Origin of the sequence: Streptomyces sp. NPDC057280 (assembly GCF_042668605.1) — a bacterium.
Classification (GTDB): Bacteria; Actinomycetota; Actinomycetes; order Streptomycetales; family Streptomycetaceae; genus Streptomyces.
Map to the genome: position 1 here is coordinate 720,582 of NZ_JBHUYR010000001.1, position 18,159 is coordinate 738,740.

The 18,159-nt window shown below is 72.0% G+C and carries 15 protein-coding genes; 9 read left to right on the forward strand and 6 right to left on the reverse strand.

From position 1 onward, the window contains the following. Nucleotides 1-10: 10 nt before the first annotated feature. Nucleotides 11-1,714 (reverse strand): NAD-dependent malic enzyme, encoded by a 1,704-nt coding sequence (locus ACFUO4_RS03250; RefSeq protein ID WP_383479399.1) that lies wholly within the window; start codon nt 1,712-1,714, stop codon nt 11-13. 203 nt (nt 1,715-1,917) lie between these two features. Between ACFUO4_RS03250 and ACFUO4_RS03255 the strand changes: the two genes are divergently transcribed. The 9 genes from ACFUO4_RS03255 (at nt 1,918) to ACFUO4_RS03295 (ending at nt 12,980) form a co-directional block, all read left to right on the forward strand. Then, the gene (locus ACFUO4_RS03255; protein ID WP_383479401.1) at nt 1,918-2,841 is read left to right on the forward strand and encodes a LysR substrate-binding domain-containing protein; all 924 of its coding nucleotides are present in this window, start codon (nt 1,918-1,920) and stop codon (nt 2,839-2,841) included. A 96-nt stretch (nt 2,842-2,937) separates the two neighbouring features. Then, nucleotides 2,938-3,582, forward strand: coding sequence for a dihydrofolate reductase family protein (locus tag ACFUO4_RS03260; RefSeq protein ID WP_383479403.1), 645 nt, complete (start codon nt 2,938-2,940; stop codon nt 3,580-3,582). A gap of 11 nt (nt 3,583-3,593) precedes the next feature. Then, nucleotides 3,594-4,112, forward strand: a complete 519-nt coding sequence (locus tag ACFUO4_RS03265; RefSeq protein ID WP_383479405.1) for a DUF664 domain-containing protein — start codon at nt 3,594-3,596, stop codon at nt 4,110-4,112. A 271-nt stretch (nt 4,113-4,383) separates the two neighbouring features. Continuing rightward, the gene (locus ACFUO4_RS03270; RefSeq protein ID WP_383479407.1) at nt 4,384-5,451 is read left to right on the forward strand and encodes a LacI family DNA-binding transcriptional regulator; all 1,068 of its coding nucleotides are present in this window, start codon (nt 4,384-4,386) and stop codon (nt 5,449-5,451) included. Nucleotides 5,452-5,782: 331 nt separating this feature from the next. Beyond that, nucleotides 5,783-7,174 carry an ABC transporter substrate-binding protein gene (locus ACFUO4_RS03275; protein WP_383479410.1) on the forward strand — a complete coding sequence of 464 codons (1,392 nt, stop codon included), beginning with the start codon at nt 5,783-5,785 and terminating at the stop codon, nt 7,172-7,174. Between the two features lies 1 nt (nt 7,175). Further along, nucleotides 7,176-8,054: a carbohydrate ABC transporter permease gene (locus ACFUO4_RS03280; protein ID WP_383479412.1), complete on the forward strand. Its 879-nt coding sequence runs from the start codon at nt 7,176-7,178 to the stop codon at nt 8,052-8,054. Then, nucleotides 8,051-8,980, forward strand: a complete 930-nt coding sequence (locus ACFUO4_RS03285) for a carbohydrate ABC transporter permease (RefSeq protein WP_383479414.1) — start codon at nt 8,051-8,053, stop codon at nt 8,978-8,980. Before ACFUO4_RS03280 ends, ACFUO4_RS03285 begins: the two co-directional genes overlap by 4 nt. Before the next feature lie 33 nt (nt 8,981-9,013). Further along, complete coding sequence (locus ACFUO4_RS03290) at nt 9,014-11,140, forward strand: beta-galactosidase (RefSeq protein WP_383479416.1); 2,127 nt, start codon at nt 9,014-9,016, stop codon at nt 11,138-11,140. A gap of 28 nt (nt 11,141-11,168) precedes the next feature. After that, complete coding sequence (locus ACFUO4_RS03295) at nt 11,169-12,980, forward strand: RICIN domain-containing protein (protein ID WP_383479418.1); 1,812 nt, start codon at nt 11,169-11,171, stop codon at nt 12,978-12,980. Nucleotides 12,981-13,038: 58 nt separating this feature from the next. On the opposite strand, the gene ACFUO4_RS03300 is transcribed toward ACFUO4_RS03295, so the two are convergent. From ACFUO4_RS03300 to ACFUO4_RS03320, 5 genes are all read right to left on the reverse strand, one after another. Beyond that, nucleotides 13,039-13,479, reverse strand: coding sequence for an OsmC family protein (locus tag ACFUO4_RS03300; protein ID WP_383479420.1), 441 nt, complete (start codon nt 13,477-13,479; stop codon nt 13,039-13,041). A 41-nt stretch (nt 13,480-13,520) separates the two neighbouring features. Further along, entirely contained in the window at nt 13,521-14,249 is a 729-nt protein-coding gene (locus tag ACFUO4_RS03305) for a hypothetical protein (protein ID WP_383479422.1), read from the reverse strand. A 12-nt stretch (nt 14,250-14,261) separates the two neighbouring features. After that, nucleotides 14,262-14,792: a SigE family RNA polymerase sigma factor gene (locus tag ACFUO4_RS03310; RefSeq protein WP_383479424.1), complete on the reverse strand. Its 531-nt coding sequence runs from the start codon at nt 14,790-14,792 to the stop codon at nt 14,262-14,264. Between the two features lie 308 nt (nt 14,793-15,100). Next, nucleotides 15,101-17,011 carry an SMI1/KNR4 family protein gene (locus ACFUO4_RS03315; protein ID WP_383479426.1) on the reverse strand — a complete coding sequence of 637 codons (1,911 nt, stop codon included), beginning with the start codon at nt 17,009-17,011 and terminating at the stop codon, nt 15,101-15,103. Between the two features lie 76 nt (nt 17,012-17,087). After that, nucleotides 17,088-17,915 (reverse strand): peptidoglycan-binding protein, encoded by an 828-nt coding sequence (locus ACFUO4_RS03320; protein ID WP_383479428.1) that lies wholly within the window; start codon nt 17,913-17,915, stop codon nt 17,088-17,090. Nucleotides 17,916-18,159: the final 244 nt, after the last annotated feature.

Consider the following 18,159-nt stretch of genomic DNA (forward strand, 5'->3'; position numbering starts at 1 on the left):
CCATCGCTGCTCAGACCGCGGTCACCGGGCGGTACACCGGCTCCCACATGGCCGCGCGGACCCGTTCCTCGACCGTGGCGTCGATCGTCGTGCGCGCCACTCCGTCCTCGGCCGCCGCGCGGGCCACGGCGACGGCCACGGCGGTGGAGGTGCGGCGCAGTTCGTTCGTGAGCGGCAGGATGGCCGCCCCGGGTGCGGTGGGGTCGACCTGGGCCGCGACGGCATGGGCCGCGGCGGCGAGCATGCCGTCGGTGACGCGGGTGGCGCGGGCGACGACGGCGCCCAGACCGAGTCCGGGGAAGACCAGCGCGTTGTTGGCCTGGCCGATGAGGTGGGTGACCCCGTCCCGGGTGACCGGCTCGAAGGGACTGCCGGTGGCGACCAGGGCGCGGCCGTCGGTCCAGTCGAGCAGCTCGGCGGGGACGGCCTCGGCGAGCCTGGTCGGATTGGACATCGGCAGGATGATCGGGCGGTCGGCGTGCGCGGCCATGGCGCGGACGACGGTCTCGGTGAAGGCGCCGCCCTGGCCCGAGGTGCCGATCAGGACGGTGGGCCGCACCCTGCGGACCACCTCCTCCAGGGGGATGCCGCCGAGCTTGTCGTCCCGCTGCCAGTCGGCGACCTCGTCGGCCGGGCGGGCGTAGGGCAGCTGGAAGTCGCGCAGGCCGTCCTGGTCCTCGGTGAGCAGCCCGTACCGGTCGACGGCCCAGATACGGCGGGTGGCGTCCTCGTGGCCGAGTCCGTCCGCGGCGAGGGCGTCCCGGAGCTGGTCGGCGACGCCGATCCCGGCCGTGCCCGCGCCGAAGACGACGACGCGGTGCTCGCGCAGCGGCATCCCGCTGGCCCGGACGCCGGACAGGACGGCGGCGAGGTTGACCGCGCCGGTGCCCTGGATGTCGTCGTTGAAGACGAACCGCTCGTGGCGGTAACGGTCGAGGATGCGGCGGGCGTTGGCCGGTCCGAAGTCCTCGAAGTGCAGCAGCGCGTCGGGGAAGAGCCGGCTCACGGTGGTGACGTAGGCGTCGATGAAGGCGTCGTAGGTCTCGGTGTCCACGCGGGGGTGGCGGTTGCCGAGGTAGAGCGGGTCGTCCAGGAGCTGCTCGCGGTTGGTGCCGACGTCGAGGACGACGGCCAGGGTCCGGGCCGGGTCGATGCCGGCGGCGGCGGTGTAGACGGCGAGCTTGCCGACGGAGATGTCGATGCCGCCCACGCCCCAGTCGCCGATGCCGAGGATGGCCTCGCCGTCCGTCGCCACGACCAGGTCGACGTCGGCGGCCGTGAGCTCGGAGGCGCGCAGTGCGCGCTCGATGTCCTCGGGTGCGTCGACGGAGAGGTAGATGCCGCGCGGGCGCCGGTACTCGTTGCTGTACCGCTCGATGGCGGTGCCGACAGTCGGGGTGTAGACGATGGGCAGCATCTCGGAGAGGTGGTCGCCGACCAGCCGGTAGAAGAGGACCTCGTTGCGGTCGTGCAGGGCGGTCAGGTACACGTTCTTGGCCAGGTCGCTGGGCTGTGCGGTGTACTGCGCGTAGGCGCGGTCGGCCTGCTGGTCCAGGGGCAGCACGCGGGGCGGGATGAGTCCGTCGAGGCCGAGGGCGCGCCGTTCGGGCGCGGTGAAGGCCGTGCCGCGGTTCAGCCGGGGATCGGCGAGGACGGCCCGGCCGCGGGCCGATGTCTCGAAGCCTCGGGTCTGCGGGTTCCACCGGGTGTTCATCGTCGTTCTCCCTGAAGGGGCGGGTCGGGCTGGAGGGGCGGGTCGGGCTGAAGGGCCGGGTCGGGCTGAAGGGCCGGGTCGGGCTGAAGGGGCGGACTGAAGGGGCGGTCGGGGCTCACGGCCGGGTTCCATCGTCGTCTTGCCTTATTCGATGCGTCCAATGCCTGAGTACGTCCAAATGCATGCACCCCTAGCATGGGTTCATGGACGTGCAGGTACTGCGGTCGTTCCGGGCCGTGGCGGAGGGTGCGACCGTGACGCAGGCCGCGGCGGAGGCGCATCTGACCCAGCCGGCCCTGTCCCGGGCCCTCAGGCGGCTGGAGCGCGAGGTCGGCGCCGAGCTGTTCCAGCAGGTGGGCCGGGTGCTGCGGCTGACGCCCGCGGGGCAGGTGTTCAAGGAGCACGCGGACGCCGTACTGGACCGGCTGGACCAAGGGCTGCGGGCGGTGCGGGAGACGGTGTCCCCGGAGTCGGGCCTGATCCCGCTGGCGTTCCTGCACTCCCTGGGCACCTGGCTGCTGCCGTCGCTGATCACCGGCTACCGGGAGCGGTTCCCTCTCGCCCGCTTCGAGCTGCGCCAGGGCAGCGAGGCCGTCCTCCTGCAGACGCTGCTGGACGGCACGGCCGACCTGCTGCTCACCGCCGAGGACCCCGGCCATGCGCTGGTGACCTGGCGGCGCCTGCTGGTGGAGCCGCTGTGGCTGGCGGTGCCGCCGGGGCACCGGCTGGCCCAGCGCCGCCGGGCGCGGCTGGCCGAGGTCGCCGACGAGCCGTTCATCATGCTCCGGCACGAGCAGGGTCTGCGGGCCGTCACCGAGGCGCTGTGCCGAAGGTCCGGCTTCACTCCGCGTGCCGGCTTCGAGGGCGACGAGGTGGCCACGCTGCGCGGCCTGGTCGCGGCAGGCCTCGGCGTCTCGCTCCTGCCCCGCCCGCACTCCGCCGCCCCCGCCGGACGCCGCGCACCCCGCTACCTCGAGGTCACCGACGTGGAGACCACCCGCGACATCGGCATCGCCTGGCTGACGTCCCGCACGCTGCCGGCGAACTCCCGGCGCTTCATCGACCACGCCCTGGACCACGCGGCGGCGGTCGCGGAGCAGGAGCACGTGTCCGCGCAGGAGCAGTGAACCCGCCGGTCCTTTTCCGGCGAACGGCGGGATCGGCGATTAGTTTCGGCGACGGGCGGAGTCTCACCACCGTCGTCGACGCCTCAGGAGGAACACATGGCACAGCTACTGCGCGTACAGAACTTCATGGTCTCGAGTGACGGCGTCGCCGCCGGTGAGAACCAGAGCCTGGAGAACCCGTTCGGTCTCGACGGGGTCGAGCGGCTGTTCTCCTGGGCCGGTGCGACGGCGAGCTGGCCCAACCGCACCGACCCCGGTGGCAGCCGCGGCCTGGACGACTACTTCGCCCGGGACTTCAGGAACAACATCGGCGCCGAGATCATGGGCCGCAACAAGTTCGGCCCGCAGCGCGGCCCGTGGCAGGACCACCAGTGGCGCGGCTGGTGGGGTGAGGAACCGCCGTTCCGCACCCCGGTGTTCGTGCTGACCCACCACCCGCGCCCCTCGATCACCCTGTCCGACACCACGTTCCACTTCGTGGACGCCGACCCCGCCACCGCGCTGGAGCTGGCGCGGGAAGCGGCGCAGGGCAAGGACGTCCGGCTCGGCGGCGGGGTCACCACCGTGCGCGAGTTCCTCGACGCCGACCTCGTCGACACCCTCCATGTGGCGGTCGCGCCGGTGAAGTTCGGGTCCGGACTGCGGCTGTGGGACTCCCCCGACGAGCTGCGCGACCGCTTCCATCTGGAGGTCGTGCCCAGCGCGAGCGGCGTGACCCACCACCTGCTGTGGCGCAAGTGACGGGAAGGCCGATGCCCCCACGCGTGCAGGACAGCGAAGTCAGCACCCTGCTCAGGGTGTTGGGCGCCCAGCGACGCCATGTGCTCGGCATCCTCGACGGCCTGGACGGGGCCGAGGAGGAGGCGCTACGACGGCCCGTGCTGCCCTCGGGATGGCACTGCCTGGGGATGGTCCAGCACCTCGCTCTGGACGTCGAGCGCTTCTGGTTCCGGGCCGTCGTCGCCGGGGACGAGGAGGTGATCCGCGGTCTGCCGGACGGTGACGAGGCCTGGCGGGTGGCCCCCGGTGTACCGGCGGCCGCCGTGCTCGACGGCTACCGGCGGGAGGTGGAGCTCGCCGACGAGGTCATCGCCGCCACCGCCGCCGACGCCCCCCTGGCCTGGTGCCCGCACGACCTGTTCGGCGAGCCGCACCTGCACACCCTGCGGGACGTCCTGCTGCACGTCATCACCGAGACCGCGTGCCACGCCGGACATCTCGACGCGGCCCGCGAACTCATCGACGGCCGCCGCTGGTTGGTCCTGACCTAGGGGTCTGTTCGGCGTTCAGCCCCGGTAGGCGACCGGCCCCCGTCAACATACCCGGAGGGGGTAGCGGCGGGCCGGATCGTCGTCCCGGAAGACCCGGCGAAGGAAGCCTTATCCGTCCCGAACCCTTGACGAGTCCCGTATGACTGCGTAGACATGTCCGCGTAGACATGACTGCGCAGTCATTGAAAGGATGCCTGCCGGCAGTCGGACTCCGATCAAGTGGTCGGCACATGGGATCAAGTGGTCGGAAAACGGTCGACGGGAGACACACATGGCGCCAGGGACGAAGCGCGGCGGGACCTCCGCGGCGCCGAGCGGCGTGGACGTGGCCCGGCTGGCCGGGGTCTCGCAGAAGACGGTCTCCAGGGTCTTCAACGACGAGCCGTACGTCTCCGCCGACGTGCGCAGACGCGTCCTCGACGCGGCCGAGCAGCTCGGTTACCGGCGCAACAACGCCGCCCGGGCGCTGGCTTCGGGACGCACCCGCTCCATCGGCGTCGTCACGCTCGGCACCGCCCTGTACGGCCCCGCCTCGCTGCTCATGGGCGTCGAGCGGGCCGTACGGGACTTGGGGTACGCGCTCCGGGTGGTCAACACGATGGAAGGCGATCCGGCGGGCGTCGCCGGCGCGGTCGGCTCACTCCTCGACCAGGGCGTGGACGGCATCGTCATCTCCGAACCGATCGAGGAGGAGGGCGCCGCGGCAGAGTCACCCCTGCGTGTCGATGTTCCCGTCCTCGTGCTGGGCGCGCCCTCACCGGTGACCGCGCCCCTGGTGCTGACCGCGGGCGGCGGCGCCGCTCCGATGGCCCGGGCCGCGACCGAACACCTTCTGGAACTCGGTCATATGACGGTCCATCACCTCGCCGGTCCGCAGCGGTGGTTCGCCGCCCGCGACCGCCTGGGGGGGTGGCGGGCCGCGCTCACCGCGCACGGGCGGACCGTGCCCCCGGTCATCGAGGGCGACTGGTCGGCCGCGTCGGGATACGCGGCGGGCCGGGAACTGGCCCGGGACGCCGGGGTCACCGCCGTGTTCGCCGCGAACGACGACATGGCGATCGGTCTGGTCCGGGCCCTGACCGAGGCGGGCCGGCGGGTGCCGCAGGACGTCTCCGTCGTCGGCTTCGACGACATTCCCGTCGCCGCCTATGTGACGCCTCCCCTGACCACGGTGCGGCAGCTCTTCGACACCGTGGCCCAGGAAGGGCTCAAGCGTCTGGTGCACGCCATCGAGAACCCGGACGCGACACCGCTGCCGGCCACCGAACCACCGGTCGACCTGATCGTCCGGGCGTCGAGCGGGCCGCTCGCGAAGGGGGGACGGGACACCGGACACTGACCGCCTGCTGACCCCGGCACCTCCGCCCGGGCGCCGTACCCGCACCGCCGGGACCCGCCCCGGACCACGCCGAGCCGCACCCGCACACGACGGGCCGCACCCCCGGGTCCTCCCCGGCCTTCCGCGCCCCGCCCCGCCCGGCCGCGACCGCGCCTCCACGGAACGCGACGTACGCGCCGGCCTCCCCTGACTCCGTACGCACCGCCCGGCCGTGTTCCGGCCTCCGCGCCCCGGCCGACCCGTGCGCGCTCCTCGACGCGCCGCACCCCACCATGCCCCCGCACGCCCTCGCCAGGCGTGCCGCCATCTTCGCCTTCGGCGGGAGTTCACCATGCCCAACTTCGCCTCCGCGTCCACCGTTTCGCCGATGAGCCGTCGGCTGTTCCTCACCACCACGGGCGCCCTGTCGCTCGGCGCCGCCCTGACCGCGTGCGGCGGCGGCGACTCCGGCGGTTCCTCGGCCGCCACCAAGCCGGTCGCCCAGGCCGACATCGACAAGGCGATGACGACGCCGACCGAGCTGACGTTCTGGACGTGGGTCCCGAACATCGCGAAGGAAGTCGCCCTCTTCGAGAAGAAGTACCCGGCCGTCAAGGTCAAGGTCGTCAACGCCGGTCAGGGCACACCCCAGTACACGAAGTTGCGGACGGCCCTGAAGGCCGGCAGCGGCGCCCCCGACCTGGTGCAGATCGAGTACCAGGCCATCCCCACCTTCACGATCACCGACAGCCTGCTGGATCTGCGCCCGTACGGCGCCTCCGCGCTCAAGTCGACGTTCGTGGACTGGACTTGGGGTCAGGTCAGCGGGCCGGACGGCGAGATCTGGGCGATACCGCAGGACACCGGCCCGATGGGCATGCTGTACCGCAAGGACATCTTCGACCGGCACGGCATCGAAGTGCCCGGCACCTGGGACGAGTTCGCGGCCGCAGCCCGCAAGCTGCACAAGGCGGACCCGGACGTCTACCTCACCAACCTCGCCGCCAACCAGGTCGCCGCCTGGCACGGACTGCTCTGGCAGGCGGGCGCCGAGCCCTACGCCACCTCCGGCAAGAGCGACCTCACCATCCGCGTCGACGACGCCGTCTCCCGCAAGCTGGGCGCCTATTGGGGCGGCCTCGCGAAGGAAGGCGTCATCGGTGTCGAGCCCGACTTCACCGACTCCTGGTACGCCGCCCTGAACAAGGGCAAGTACGCCACCTGGATCACCGCCGCCTGGGGTCCGGTGTTCCTCTCCGGTTCCGCCAAGGCCACGGCCGGCAAGTGGCGGGCGGCCCCGCTGCCTCAATGGGACGCGGCCAAGCCGAGCTCCGGCAACTGGGGCGGCTCCACCACCGCGGTCATCCGCTCCACCAGGAACCCCATCGCCGCCGCCGTGTTCGCCCAGTTCCTCAACAGCGACCCGGCCAGCGCGAAGATGTTCGCGACCGAGCAGTTCTTCTTTCCCGCCACCAAGGCCCTGCTCACCGACGCCGCGTTCGTCGCGGACGCGCCGTCCTTCTACGGCGGCCAGAAGGTCAACCAGGTCTTCGCCGACATCAGCTCCACCGTCAACTCCTCTTTCCAGTGGCCCCCGTTCCTCGACCAGGCGGCGACCGACTGGACGGAGACCGTCGGCAAGTCCCTCGCCGACCGGACCGACACCGTCCGCGCGCTCGGCAGCTGGCAGTCGCGCATGACGACGTACGCCAAGAACCAGGGCTTCACCGTCAAGGGGAGCTGAGATGACCGCCGCACGCCGCCACCGGGCGGCCGGACCCCTGTTCGTCGCCCCGTTCCTGTCCCTGTTCCTGCTGCTCTTCCTCGCCCCGCTCGGCTACGCCGCCTACCTCAGCCTGTTCCAGAACCGGCTCATCGGCGGCAACGTCTTCGTCGGCCTCGACAACTACACCCAGGCCCTGTCCGATCCCCAACTCCTGCACGGCGTAGGCAGGGTGGCCCTGTTCTTCGTCGTCCAGGTGCCCCTGATGCTGGCCCTGGCGCTGCTGTTCGCGCTCGCCCTGGACAGCGGCCTGCTGCGGCTCGCGCGGGTGATCCGGCTCGGCATCTTCGTCCCGTACGCGGTGCCCAGTGTGGTCGCCGCGCTCATGTGGGGCTATCTGTACGGGCCGGACTTCGGTCCGTTCGCCCAGCTGAGCCGCGATCTGGGGCTGCCCGCTCCGGACTTCCTCAGCGACGGCTGGATGCTGGGCAGCCTGGCCAACATCGTGACCTGGGAGTTCGTCGGCTACAACATGATCATCCTGTACGCGGCCCTGCGCACCATCCCCCACGAGCTGTACGAGGCGGCCGCGATGGACGGAGCGGGCGCCTGGCGCATCGCCTGGTCGGTCAAACTCCCCGCGCTGCGGCCCGCGTTGCTGCTCACCCTGCTGTTCTCCGTCATCGGCAGCTTCCAGCTGTTCAACGAACCCAACCTGCTGATGAAGATCGCCCCGGACGTCATCAGCTCCTCCTACACCGCCAACCTCTACGCCTACTCCCTCGCCTTCACCGGTCAGCAGGTCAACTACGCGGCCACGGTCTCCTTCCTCCTCGGCCTCGTCATCGTGATCGCCTCCTACGCCGTCCTGCTCACCGCGAACCGCAGGAGGACCCCGTGACGACCACGACCCCGACGGCCACCGCCGTCCCCGAAGCCACCGCACCCGAGCCCACCCCGCGCGGGGCACGGCCCCGCGCCCGCCGCAGCACCCCGCTGACCATCGCCATGCTGGCCGCGCTCGGCTACTTCCTGCTCCCCCTGTTCTGGCTGCTCATCGCCTCGACCAAGAGCACCCAGGACCTCTTCAACAGCTTCGGCCTGTGGTTCTCGCACGCCCCGCAGCTGCTGACCAACATCAAGGAGACGTTCACCCAGGACGACGGCGTCTTCGTGCACTGGCTGCTCAACACGGTGCTGTACGCCGTCGTCAGCGCGGTCGGCGCGGCGCTGCTCGCGGCCGCGGGCGGGTACGGGTTCGCCAAGTTCCGTTTCCGCGGCGACCGGTTCGCCTTCAACCTGGTCCTCGGCGCCGTCATGGTCCCGACCACGGCCCTGGCGATCCCGACCTACCTGCTGTTCGCCAAGGCCGGCCTCGTGAACACCCCGTGGGCGATCATCCTGCCGTCCCTGGTCAACCCGTTCGGCCTCTATCTGATGCGCATCTACGCCGCCGACGCCGTCCCCGACAGCCTCCTTGAGGCCGCCCGCATCGACGGCGCCGGCGAGGCCCGCATCTTCTTCCGCATCGCCCTGCGACTGCTGGGCCCCGGCCTGGTGACGGTCCTGCTGTTCACGCTCGTGGCGACCTGGAACAACTACTTCCTGCCGCTGATCATGCTCAACGACCCGAATCTGTACCCGATCACGGTCGGCCTGGCCTCCTGGGCCGCACAGGCCCAGAACGGCGGCGCCGGGGCCAGCAGCGACATGCTCGCGCTCGTCGTGACCGGCTCACTGCTGTCCATCGTGCCGCTCGTCGTGGCCTTCCTCATGCTCCAGCGCTACTGGCAGAGCGGCCTGGCCGCCGGCGGCGTCAAGCAGTAACCCCCCTCACCCCATGCTTCGGAGGATTCCTTCATGGCGGCTCTGCCTGCCCGCGTCCTGTTCGGTGCCGCGTACTACCACGAGTACCAGCCCTACGACCGCCCGACCGAACGCCTCAAGACCGACCTGGACCTGATGGCCGACGCCCACGTCACCGTGATCCGGGTCGGGGAGTCGGTGTGGTCGACCTGGGAGCCTTCGAGTGGCCGCTTCGATCTGGACTGGCTCCAGCCCGTCCTGGACGGCGCCCACGAGCGCGGCATCTCCGTCGTCCTCGGCACCCCGACCTACGCGGTCCCACCATGGCTGGCCCGCCAGTACCCGGAGATCACCGGCGAGGGGCGGACCGGCGAACGGTTCGGCTGGGGCGGACGCCAGGAGGCCGACTTCACCCACCCGGCGTTCCGCTTCCACGCCGAACGCGTCATCCGCAAGATCCTCGCCCGGTACGCCCGCCACCCCGCGGTCATCGGCTTCCAGGTCGACAACGAGCCCGGCCTGCACCTCTTCCACAACCACGGCGTCTTCCAGCGCTTCGTCGACCATCTGCGGGACAAGTACGGCGACGTCGAGACCCTCAACCGGGAATGGGGCCTGGTCTACTGGTCACACCGGCTGTCCACGTGGGCGGACCTGTGGACACCGGACGGCAACCAGCAGCCCCAGTACGACGTCGCCTGGCGGGAGTTCCAGGCGCGGCAGGTCACCGAGTTCATCGGCTGGCAGGCCGACCTCGTCCGCGAGTACGCCGCCGCGGACCAGTTCGTCACGACCTGTATCTCCTACACCCGCCCCGGAGTGGAGGACGACGAGCTCACCGACCGGCTCGACATCGCCTCCGGCAACCCCTACTACGACATGCAGGACGGCCTGCTGCTGCCCGACCCCACCCCCGACGGCCACGAGCAGCTCTGGAAGACCACCGGCGTGTGGGCGCTGTACCAGACCGCCGACTGGATGTTCTCCTCCCGCCAGGAGCCGTTCCTGGTCACCGAGACCAACGCCGGTTCCATCGGCTTCCCCTGGGACAACCGCCCCGCCTACGACGGGCAGTGGCGCCAGGCGGCCTGGGCGCTGGTCGCCCGCGGTGCCCGCATGATCGAGTACTGGCACTGGCACACGCTGCACTTCGGCGCCGAGACCTACTGGGGCGGCATCCTCCCCCACACCGGCCGGCCGGGGCGAACGTACGCCGAACTCGCCCGTCTGGGAGCCGAGTTCGAGACCGCCGGTCCACTCGTCGCCGGGCTGACGCCGGACGCGGACATCACGATGGTGTACTCGACGCCGAGCAAGTGGCTGATGCAGAAGTACCCGCCGCTGGCCCAGCCGGACGGCAGCCCGGACCCGGCCGCCTACCACCGCTTCTTCGACCCCTTCTACCGCGGCGCGTTCGAGGCCGGCCGCCAGGTCCGCATCGTCCACGCCCGCCAGCTGCACGACCCGCGCGGCGAACGGGACGGCCTGGCCCCCGAGGAGGCCGCACGCCGCCATCCCGTCCTCGTCGTCCCGGCCCTGTACCTCGCCGCCGACACCACGCTGGACTGGCTGGCCGCCTACGCGCACGCCGGCGGCCATCTCGTCCTGGGCCCGCGCACCGGCTACGCCGACCAGGAGGCGCGCGCCCGCGCCGAACGCGCCCCGGGCCGGCTCGCCGAGCACGCGGGCGTGTCCTACGACGAGTTCAGCAACCTCACCCAGGACGTCCCGGTGCGTCCGGCAGCCGGCAGCCCGCTGCACCTGCCCGCCGATGCCACGGCGACCCGGTGGGCGGACGGCCTCACCGTCGCCGACGCCGACGTGCTGGCCGACTACGACCATCCGCACTTCGGCCGCTGGCCCGCGGCCACCACCCGACGCCACGGCGCGGGCCGTATCACCTGCGTGGGCACGGTCCCCGGCCGCGTCTTCGCGCGCGAGCTGGCCGCCTGGCTGGCACCGGCCGCGCCCGGAGCCTGGCGGGACCTGCCGGCGTCCGTCACCGCGACCACCGGCACGGCCGCCGACGGCCGGCGCGTCCACGTCGTCCACAACTGGACCTGGCAACCGGCCGCCGTCCAGGCGCCCGTGGACCTCACCGACGTCCTGACCGGGGCCGCCGTCCCCGCCGGGACCGCACTCGACCTCGGCCCGTGGGACGTACGCGTCCTCGTCGCCTGACCCCACCCCACAGTCCCCTGGAGAAGACATGCTCAGGAGAAGACCGGCCCGGGCACTCGGCACCGTCCTGGCCGCATCGGCCATGCTGGCGCTGCCCCTGGCCAGTGCCCACGCCTACAACCCGACGGGCGGCGTCCTCTATCAACTCGGCGACGAGCCCTGCCTCAAGGGGCGCGGCAACTGCGCCGTCTACCCCAAGTCGGCGCAGCTGCCCGGCGGCAGGCTGGTCGCCTCGTTCGAGAAGTCGACGGTCGTACCGGCCACCGGCTCCGCGGACGGTCAGACACTGCCCGTGTACAAGAGCGATGACGACGGCACCTCGTGGCAGCCGCTGTCCGAGGTGAAGGCTCCGGCGTACCTCTCCAGGGACCCCAAGTACGCGAAGTACACGAGCAATTGGACGAACCCCTATCTGTACGTGCTCCCGCAGGACGTCGGGAGCCTGCGGCGCGGCACGCTGCTGCTGGCGAGCGTGGTGTCGGGCGACGACGCGTACTACCAGGAGCACAAGGCCGCCGACCCGAACTGGGTCCCGTCCAACGACGGCGACCGCGGCGACCTGGCGATCGCCCTGTACTCCAGCACCGACGCGGGTGTGACCTGGCGGGTCGTCAACGTCATCGCCACCGGCGGATGGCAGGGCGGCAGCGCCGGCGCGATCGGGCGGAACGTCGCGGCGGCGAACACGACCCGGCAGGTGGACCCGCTCTGGGAGCCGTACCTCATGGTCCACCAGGGCCGGTTGGTCTGCTACTACTCCGACGAGAACGACTACACCGGCTTCGACCCGGTCACCGGCGTCCCCACCCTGGACCCCGCCAACGCCACCGCCCCCGACTCCCACGGGCAGATCCTCGTCCACAAGACCTGGGACGGCCGTAGCGCCCGCTGGAGCAGCCCGGTCGTCGACGTCCCCGGCCTGACGCAGGACATGGGCGACGGGAAGACGGAGATCGGCGGCGGCCGGCCGGGGATGACGAACGTCGTGCGGACAACGGACGGCAAGTGGCTGCTGACGTACGAGTACTGGGGCGGCGGCGCCGATGTCCGGTACCGGCTGGCCGACGACCCGCTGAAGTTCCACGCCGCGACCACCGACGGCGCCATCACCTCGCTGCCCGCCGACCCCGGCAGCCGCCCGCTCGCCACCGGCGGCAGCCCGGTGATCATCCGGCTCCCCGGCGGGCGCCTGGTCTACAACGCGGCCGGCAGCGGCGACGTCTGGGTCAACGACAGCGGGCGCGCCGACGGCGTGTGGAAGGAGTACCGGACGACCTCACGGGCCGGGTACAGCCGCAACCTCCAGTACGTCCGCGGCACCGGCCGCGTCGCGATCCTCAACAACCAGGGGACGTCGACGATCGCCTTCGCCGAAGTGGACCTGGGCCGTTCGGCCGGCGCCTACCACCAGCTGGTCAACCGCAGGACCGGCCAGGTCATCGGCACCGGGAACCGGACCAACGACGCCAGTCTCGGCAACGGCGACGTCCCCGACGTACGCCTGGAGAGGCCCGGTTCCGCCGGAAACCCGGACACCCAGTACTGGCATGTGGTGACCGAGCCGAACGGCGGCGTCAGCCTGCTGAACAAGTCGGGCGGCCGGGCGGCGGCGATCTGGACGGGCAACGCGACCGCCGGGCAGCGCATCGGCCAGTGGGTCGACAACAGCGCCACCGGCAGCTGGAACCTCGTCAGGACGGCGGACGGCTACTACAGGCTCCAGTCGGTCAAGAACCCGAGCCTGTATCTGAGCGGTGCGTCCGCGGACGCACCGCTCACCCTGGAGAAGGCCGTGACGGACGGCTCGCAGGACTGGAAGCTCGCCCTCGGCCGCGGCTGAGTTCCCGCTTCGCGCTGCCCGAGCGCAGCCCGTCGCCCTCGGGCAGCGCGAAGCAGGGTCAGGCCTCCTCGACCGTCGCCGTGACCGGCGTGCCGATCTCCACCGTGCGGCTGACCGTGCAGAGCCGGTCGTGGGAGGTCTTCACGGCCCTCGGCAGGATGGCCCGGGCGCGGTCGGCGCCCTCCCCGTCGGGGAAGGCGACCGAGAAGGTGACCGTGAGGTCGGTCATCCGGTTGCCGAGGTCGTCGCTGACCTTGTTGCCGGTGACCGTCACCGAGAACGCGGAAGGTTCCGCGTGACGGCTGGTGGCGATGTCGACGTCCACGGCCGTACAGCCGCCGATCGCGGCGAGCAGCAGCTCGACCGGGGTGAACTCGGTGTCGCCGTCGGCACCCGAACCGGTGCCGAAACTGATGGTGCCGCCGCGGGTGTTGGTCGCGGTGAAGTGGCCGGTGCTGGTTCGCTCGACGGTGACGGTGCGCACGGGAGTGTCGGTCATGCCGTCGACCTTACGGCTACGGCGCACGTGCGCGGCGCTCCTCATTGCCGCATTTCCGCCAGTTCCTCACCATCGGCTCCGTAGACGCGGAAGACGGGGCCGTCCACCGGCTGGATCAGCCTCCTCCGCTCCTTCTCACCGACCGGCGCGCTGATGGCGTACGAGCTCACGAACGAGGGCCGGCCGGGCAGCCGGACGATGGGAAGCAGGGTGGTCCGGCCGTGCTGGGTCATGGTGATCCGGGTGGCGGGTGTCTTGCCGGTGTAGGCGAACACGGACACCACCCCTTGCGGGAACGGATACCAGTCGAGGGCCATGGGCACGCCCTTCTGGTCCACGTCCAGCGGCCCCACGCACGACGGCTCGGGGTCCAGCGGATGCTTGGGGCAGTACTCCCGCTCCTTCAGCAGGTACCACATGCCGAGTCCGGCATCGATCCGCTCCCCTGGACGCACCACGCGTACCGGCGAGGGGGCGTCGCCGGTCTCGGACGAGGGGGACGACAGGGGAGTCGGCGCATCGGCACTGCCGACGGCGTGGGAGGGGGCGGCGTCCTGGTCGAGGGCCACCTTGCCGGCCACCGGGATGAGCAGCAGCGCGGCCACGGAGGCGGTCACCAGCCTGCGGCGCCGTCTGATGGCCGCCGCCCGGCGGACGATTCCCTCCCTCGGGAACGCCGGTGGCGCGCAGTCCGCCACCGCCTCGTCCAGCATCCGTCGGATATCGGGGTGTGAGGGCTGCGGGGGCTGCGGCGAGAGGTCGGTCTTCATGTCGGGCACTCCCTACACCCCATTCGCCATGGTGGAGGCGTACTCGGACAGCGCCGCGCTGGAGCGCAGCTTCTTCAGCGCCCGGCTGGCCTGGCTCTTCACCGTGCCGACCGAGCAGCCGAGGAGGTGTGCCGTCTGCTGTTCGCTCAGGCACTCCCAGTAGCGCAGCACGACGATGGCCCGCTGCCGGGGCGGCAGGGTGGCGAGGGCGGCGAAGAGCTCCGACCGGGTGTCGTAGCTGTCGGGGCGGCCGGCGTCCCCGGCGGGGCTGCGCTGTTCGGGCAGGTGGGGTGTGAGGAGCTGCACGACCCGTCGTTTGCGCTGCCGGGTGGTGTTGTTGTTGATCAGGGCGCGCCGGACGTACTGGTCGGGGGCGTCCAGGGTGCGTATGTGGGACCAGCGCAGATAGATCTTCGCCAGCGTGACCTGGACGAGGTCCTCCGCCTCGTGATGGTCGCCGTTGGTCAACAGGTAGGCGGTGCGCAGCAGTCGTGACCATCGGGCGGCCGCGTAGGTCTCGAAGTCCGACAGCTCGTCCCTCACAGGCTCCGCCGCACCACCTCCTGCCGCACCGCCTCCCGGTTCCCGGCCCAAGGCCCCCACCGCCTCTCTTCGATCGGCGGTGGGCGTACACGTCCTGGTCGTCGTACGCACGCTGAGTTCCCCCGATTCCTTCCACTGCCGCGCGCTGGTCAGGCGCGCGTGAACTCCTCCCTGTAACACCGCTCGCGAAGGCCGCAGGTTGCATGCGTGACGAATTTTGGGTCGCGTGAGCGCCCGGCCGCCGGAGTGCGGCGCCGGACCAGGCCGCCGGAGTGCGGCGCCGGCCCAGGCCGCCGGGGGTACGCCGGCTAAGGCCGCCCCGCCACGGCGACGGTCCAATATCCCTCGCCGGGGCCCGGCGGGCGGCGCCAGGACCGGGTGCGGAGGGTGTGCAGGCGTCCCTGGGTGAGGGCGAACCTCGGGAGGCGGACGCCGAATTCGGCGGCCAGGCCCTCCAACGCGCGCCGCTCGCCCAGGCGCTGGTCACGGGGTTCGTCTCCCGGGAAGAGCCGGTGCGGGTCCAGGGCGCCCGGCACGGTTCCGCGGCTGTCGGTGCTGTCGCGGCGGACGGTGAAGGCGTACGTCTCCTCGCCGTTCTCGGCGACCGACAGATGGAAGACGCCGGGGCGCTGTGCGTCGAACGGCTCGCTCCACACCGTCACCACCCGGGTGCCCCGCGAGGCGGCGACGCCCGGGGAGACGAACCACCGCTCGTCGAAGGAGGCACCGGGGTCGGCCTGGAGGGCGAAGCTCCAGCCCGGGCCGGCCCGGCCCACGGAGACGGTGGCCTCGTCCGCCCACGGCGCGCCGCCCTGGCCGCCACGTGGCCGCATGCGGGACTCCCACACCATCACCGGCTCCTCCAGGGCGGCGGTCTCGCCGGCGCCGACGCGTCCCGGAAGGTCGGCCGGTTCCACGCCTTCGACGAGGAGGAAGCGGTACGACCCGAGCACGTTGCCGGGTTGCACCTCCGTCAGCCAGGCCAGGCCCGGCGGATCCAGGTCGGGCGTGGGCGCCGGGGTGTCGCCGCTGTGCCCGGCGCGGGGCGTGGCCAGCAGTTCCCGGCCGCGTTCCGCCGTGATCACGGGGCCGAGGAGCTGATCGGCGTACAGGCCCACGGGGGCGAGGTGGTCCGGGCCGAGGGGCCGCCACCGGGGCAGCGCGGCGCGCAGTGTGCGCCAGGCCGCGTCCGTCTCGCCCCAACGGGCCTGCTCGCGCGCCTGATCGACCGCCTCGCCGAAGGGGCCCTCGGGTGTGTAGCGGTACGTGCCGGCCCCCACCTGCCGCACGGCCTCCTCCACCGCGGTCCGCTCGGCGTCGGAGAGGGTCCCCAGCCGTGCGGCCAGTGTCCGGTCCTCGCGGTTCATCCGTACGTCCTCGGCCGCCAGCACCGGCACCAGCTCCGCCGCGTACCGCGGGTCGGCCACCAGTTCCTGGAAGGACACCAGGTAGGTCTCCCCCAGCAGTCGGCGGATCTGGTCGCGCAGGGCGCCCGCCCGGGGTCTGCCGTGCGAGCCCGCCTCCGCCAACGCCGTCGCGGCCTGCTCGTACCGGCCCGCCAGGGCGTCCAGGCGGGCCGCGTCGACCGAGTCGTCCAGCGCCTGCGTCGTCGCGTTGACGAACTCCGTCCCGGCCCGCCGGGAGCGGTCCGTCTGGAGGCTGTGGAACTCCCGGTACATGTCCTGCATCCACGCCCGGAACGACGGGTACCGCTCGGGCGGACTGGCATGCCAGGACGCGTACGAGTACAAGGCCCACTCGCCCTCGTCGTCCATGTCCCCCGGGTCCAGCAGGACGTACACCATGTCCGAATCGACGTCGAGTTGCAGCGCCCGGTCCCACATCCCGGCGAGCAGTTCGTCCTCCGGCGTGCGGTCCTCGGACTCGTAGGGGAAGTACTCGGACAGGCCTGCCTCGTCCTGATGCCACCTGACCTGCCCGGTGCCGGCGAGGAGCCAGACGAAACCGCCCGCGTGCCGCCAGCCGTCCGTCACCGCCAGGAACGTCCGGTACGACGGCGGCAGTCGGTGTCCGAGCCGCTCCTCCAGGTCCGCTATCCGCTCCTCGGACGCGCCGGGGAACCCCAGCCATCGCGCCCGCACGGCTTCCTCGTCCGCCGCGTTCCGCTCGTCGGCCGGCTCGTCCGACTCCTGTGCGTCCGCCCACTCCTGACTCCACCGCTCCAGGAACGGCCGCCAGTCTTCGATCTTGTCCGCCATGGGATCGATGCTGCCAGCCCCCACTGACAACGAGCCTCGCCGCCCACCCCACACCGGCTCGGACCCAGCCCCTACCTCACGGCTCCGAGGTCTCGGATTCCAGGGCCTCCCGGGTCTCAGCGCCGTACACGCCCGGCTCGTCGTCGAGGACCACACGCGTGACCTGGTAGCCGCGCACGGCGCTCTCCACCTGGCTGTCGTAGGTACCGTCCGCGTCGCCGCTGTAGAAGCCGACCTGGCGCAGCCGGAGTTGGAGTTCCGTCACCTCCGGCCCTTTGTCGCCGAGGCGGAGAACCGGGGCCTGCCCGCCGGAGGAACTCGGCGTGGGGCCACCGCCGGTGGCGGTGGGGGCGGCGCCGGACGCCGTCCCGGTCGGGGTGGGGGAGCCGGTCGGGGTGGCCGGGGCCGCGGTGCCGGAGGCTTCCGCCGCCACGGTGGCGGAGGGGGACGGGTGCGTCGGGGACGCCGGCGGCGAGGCGGACGGGGACAAGGAGCCGGTGGCCGACGGCTGTTCGTGCGGGAGGCCCGCGCGGACGCCGCCGGACAGGGAGTCGTCGCGCTCGGGGCTGTCGTACCAGAAGAGCCCGCCGACGAGGCATCCCGTCAGGACGACGACTCCGGTGGCTCCCAGTCCGGCGGCCGTCAGGGTCCGCCGTCGGCGCCGCCGTGCGGAGTCGGCGGGATCACGGTCCGTGGCATGGTCCGGCTCGACCGTGCCGGCCGGGACGGGCGCCGTCGGCGGGAACGGGGGCGAGGGCAACTCCCCTGCCCCGCCGGTCGGTTCGTCCGCCGGATCACTCCCGTCGTCCTCCGAAGCAGGCGGCTCCTCGTCGCCGACCTCCACGAACGGCCGGATGCGTACCGGATCGAAGTCCTCCGCGGCCGCGGCCTCCGCCGTACGCACCGCACGGTGAGCGTCTGAGGCACGGCGGGCGCAACCGCACGCCGGGGTTCCGTCCGCGGCCCGGGCCGTTCCGCACTCCGGGCAGACGGGGCCTGCCTGTTCACTCACTCGTGCTCCTTCTCCGTACAAGAGCCAGAGTCTAGACAGAAAAAGCACACACAACGCGCACAACAGTTCGATGATCGGAACCCCGGCGTCCGCACCGCCGGGAATCAGCCATCCGCCCGTGAGGCGCGGCGGGATG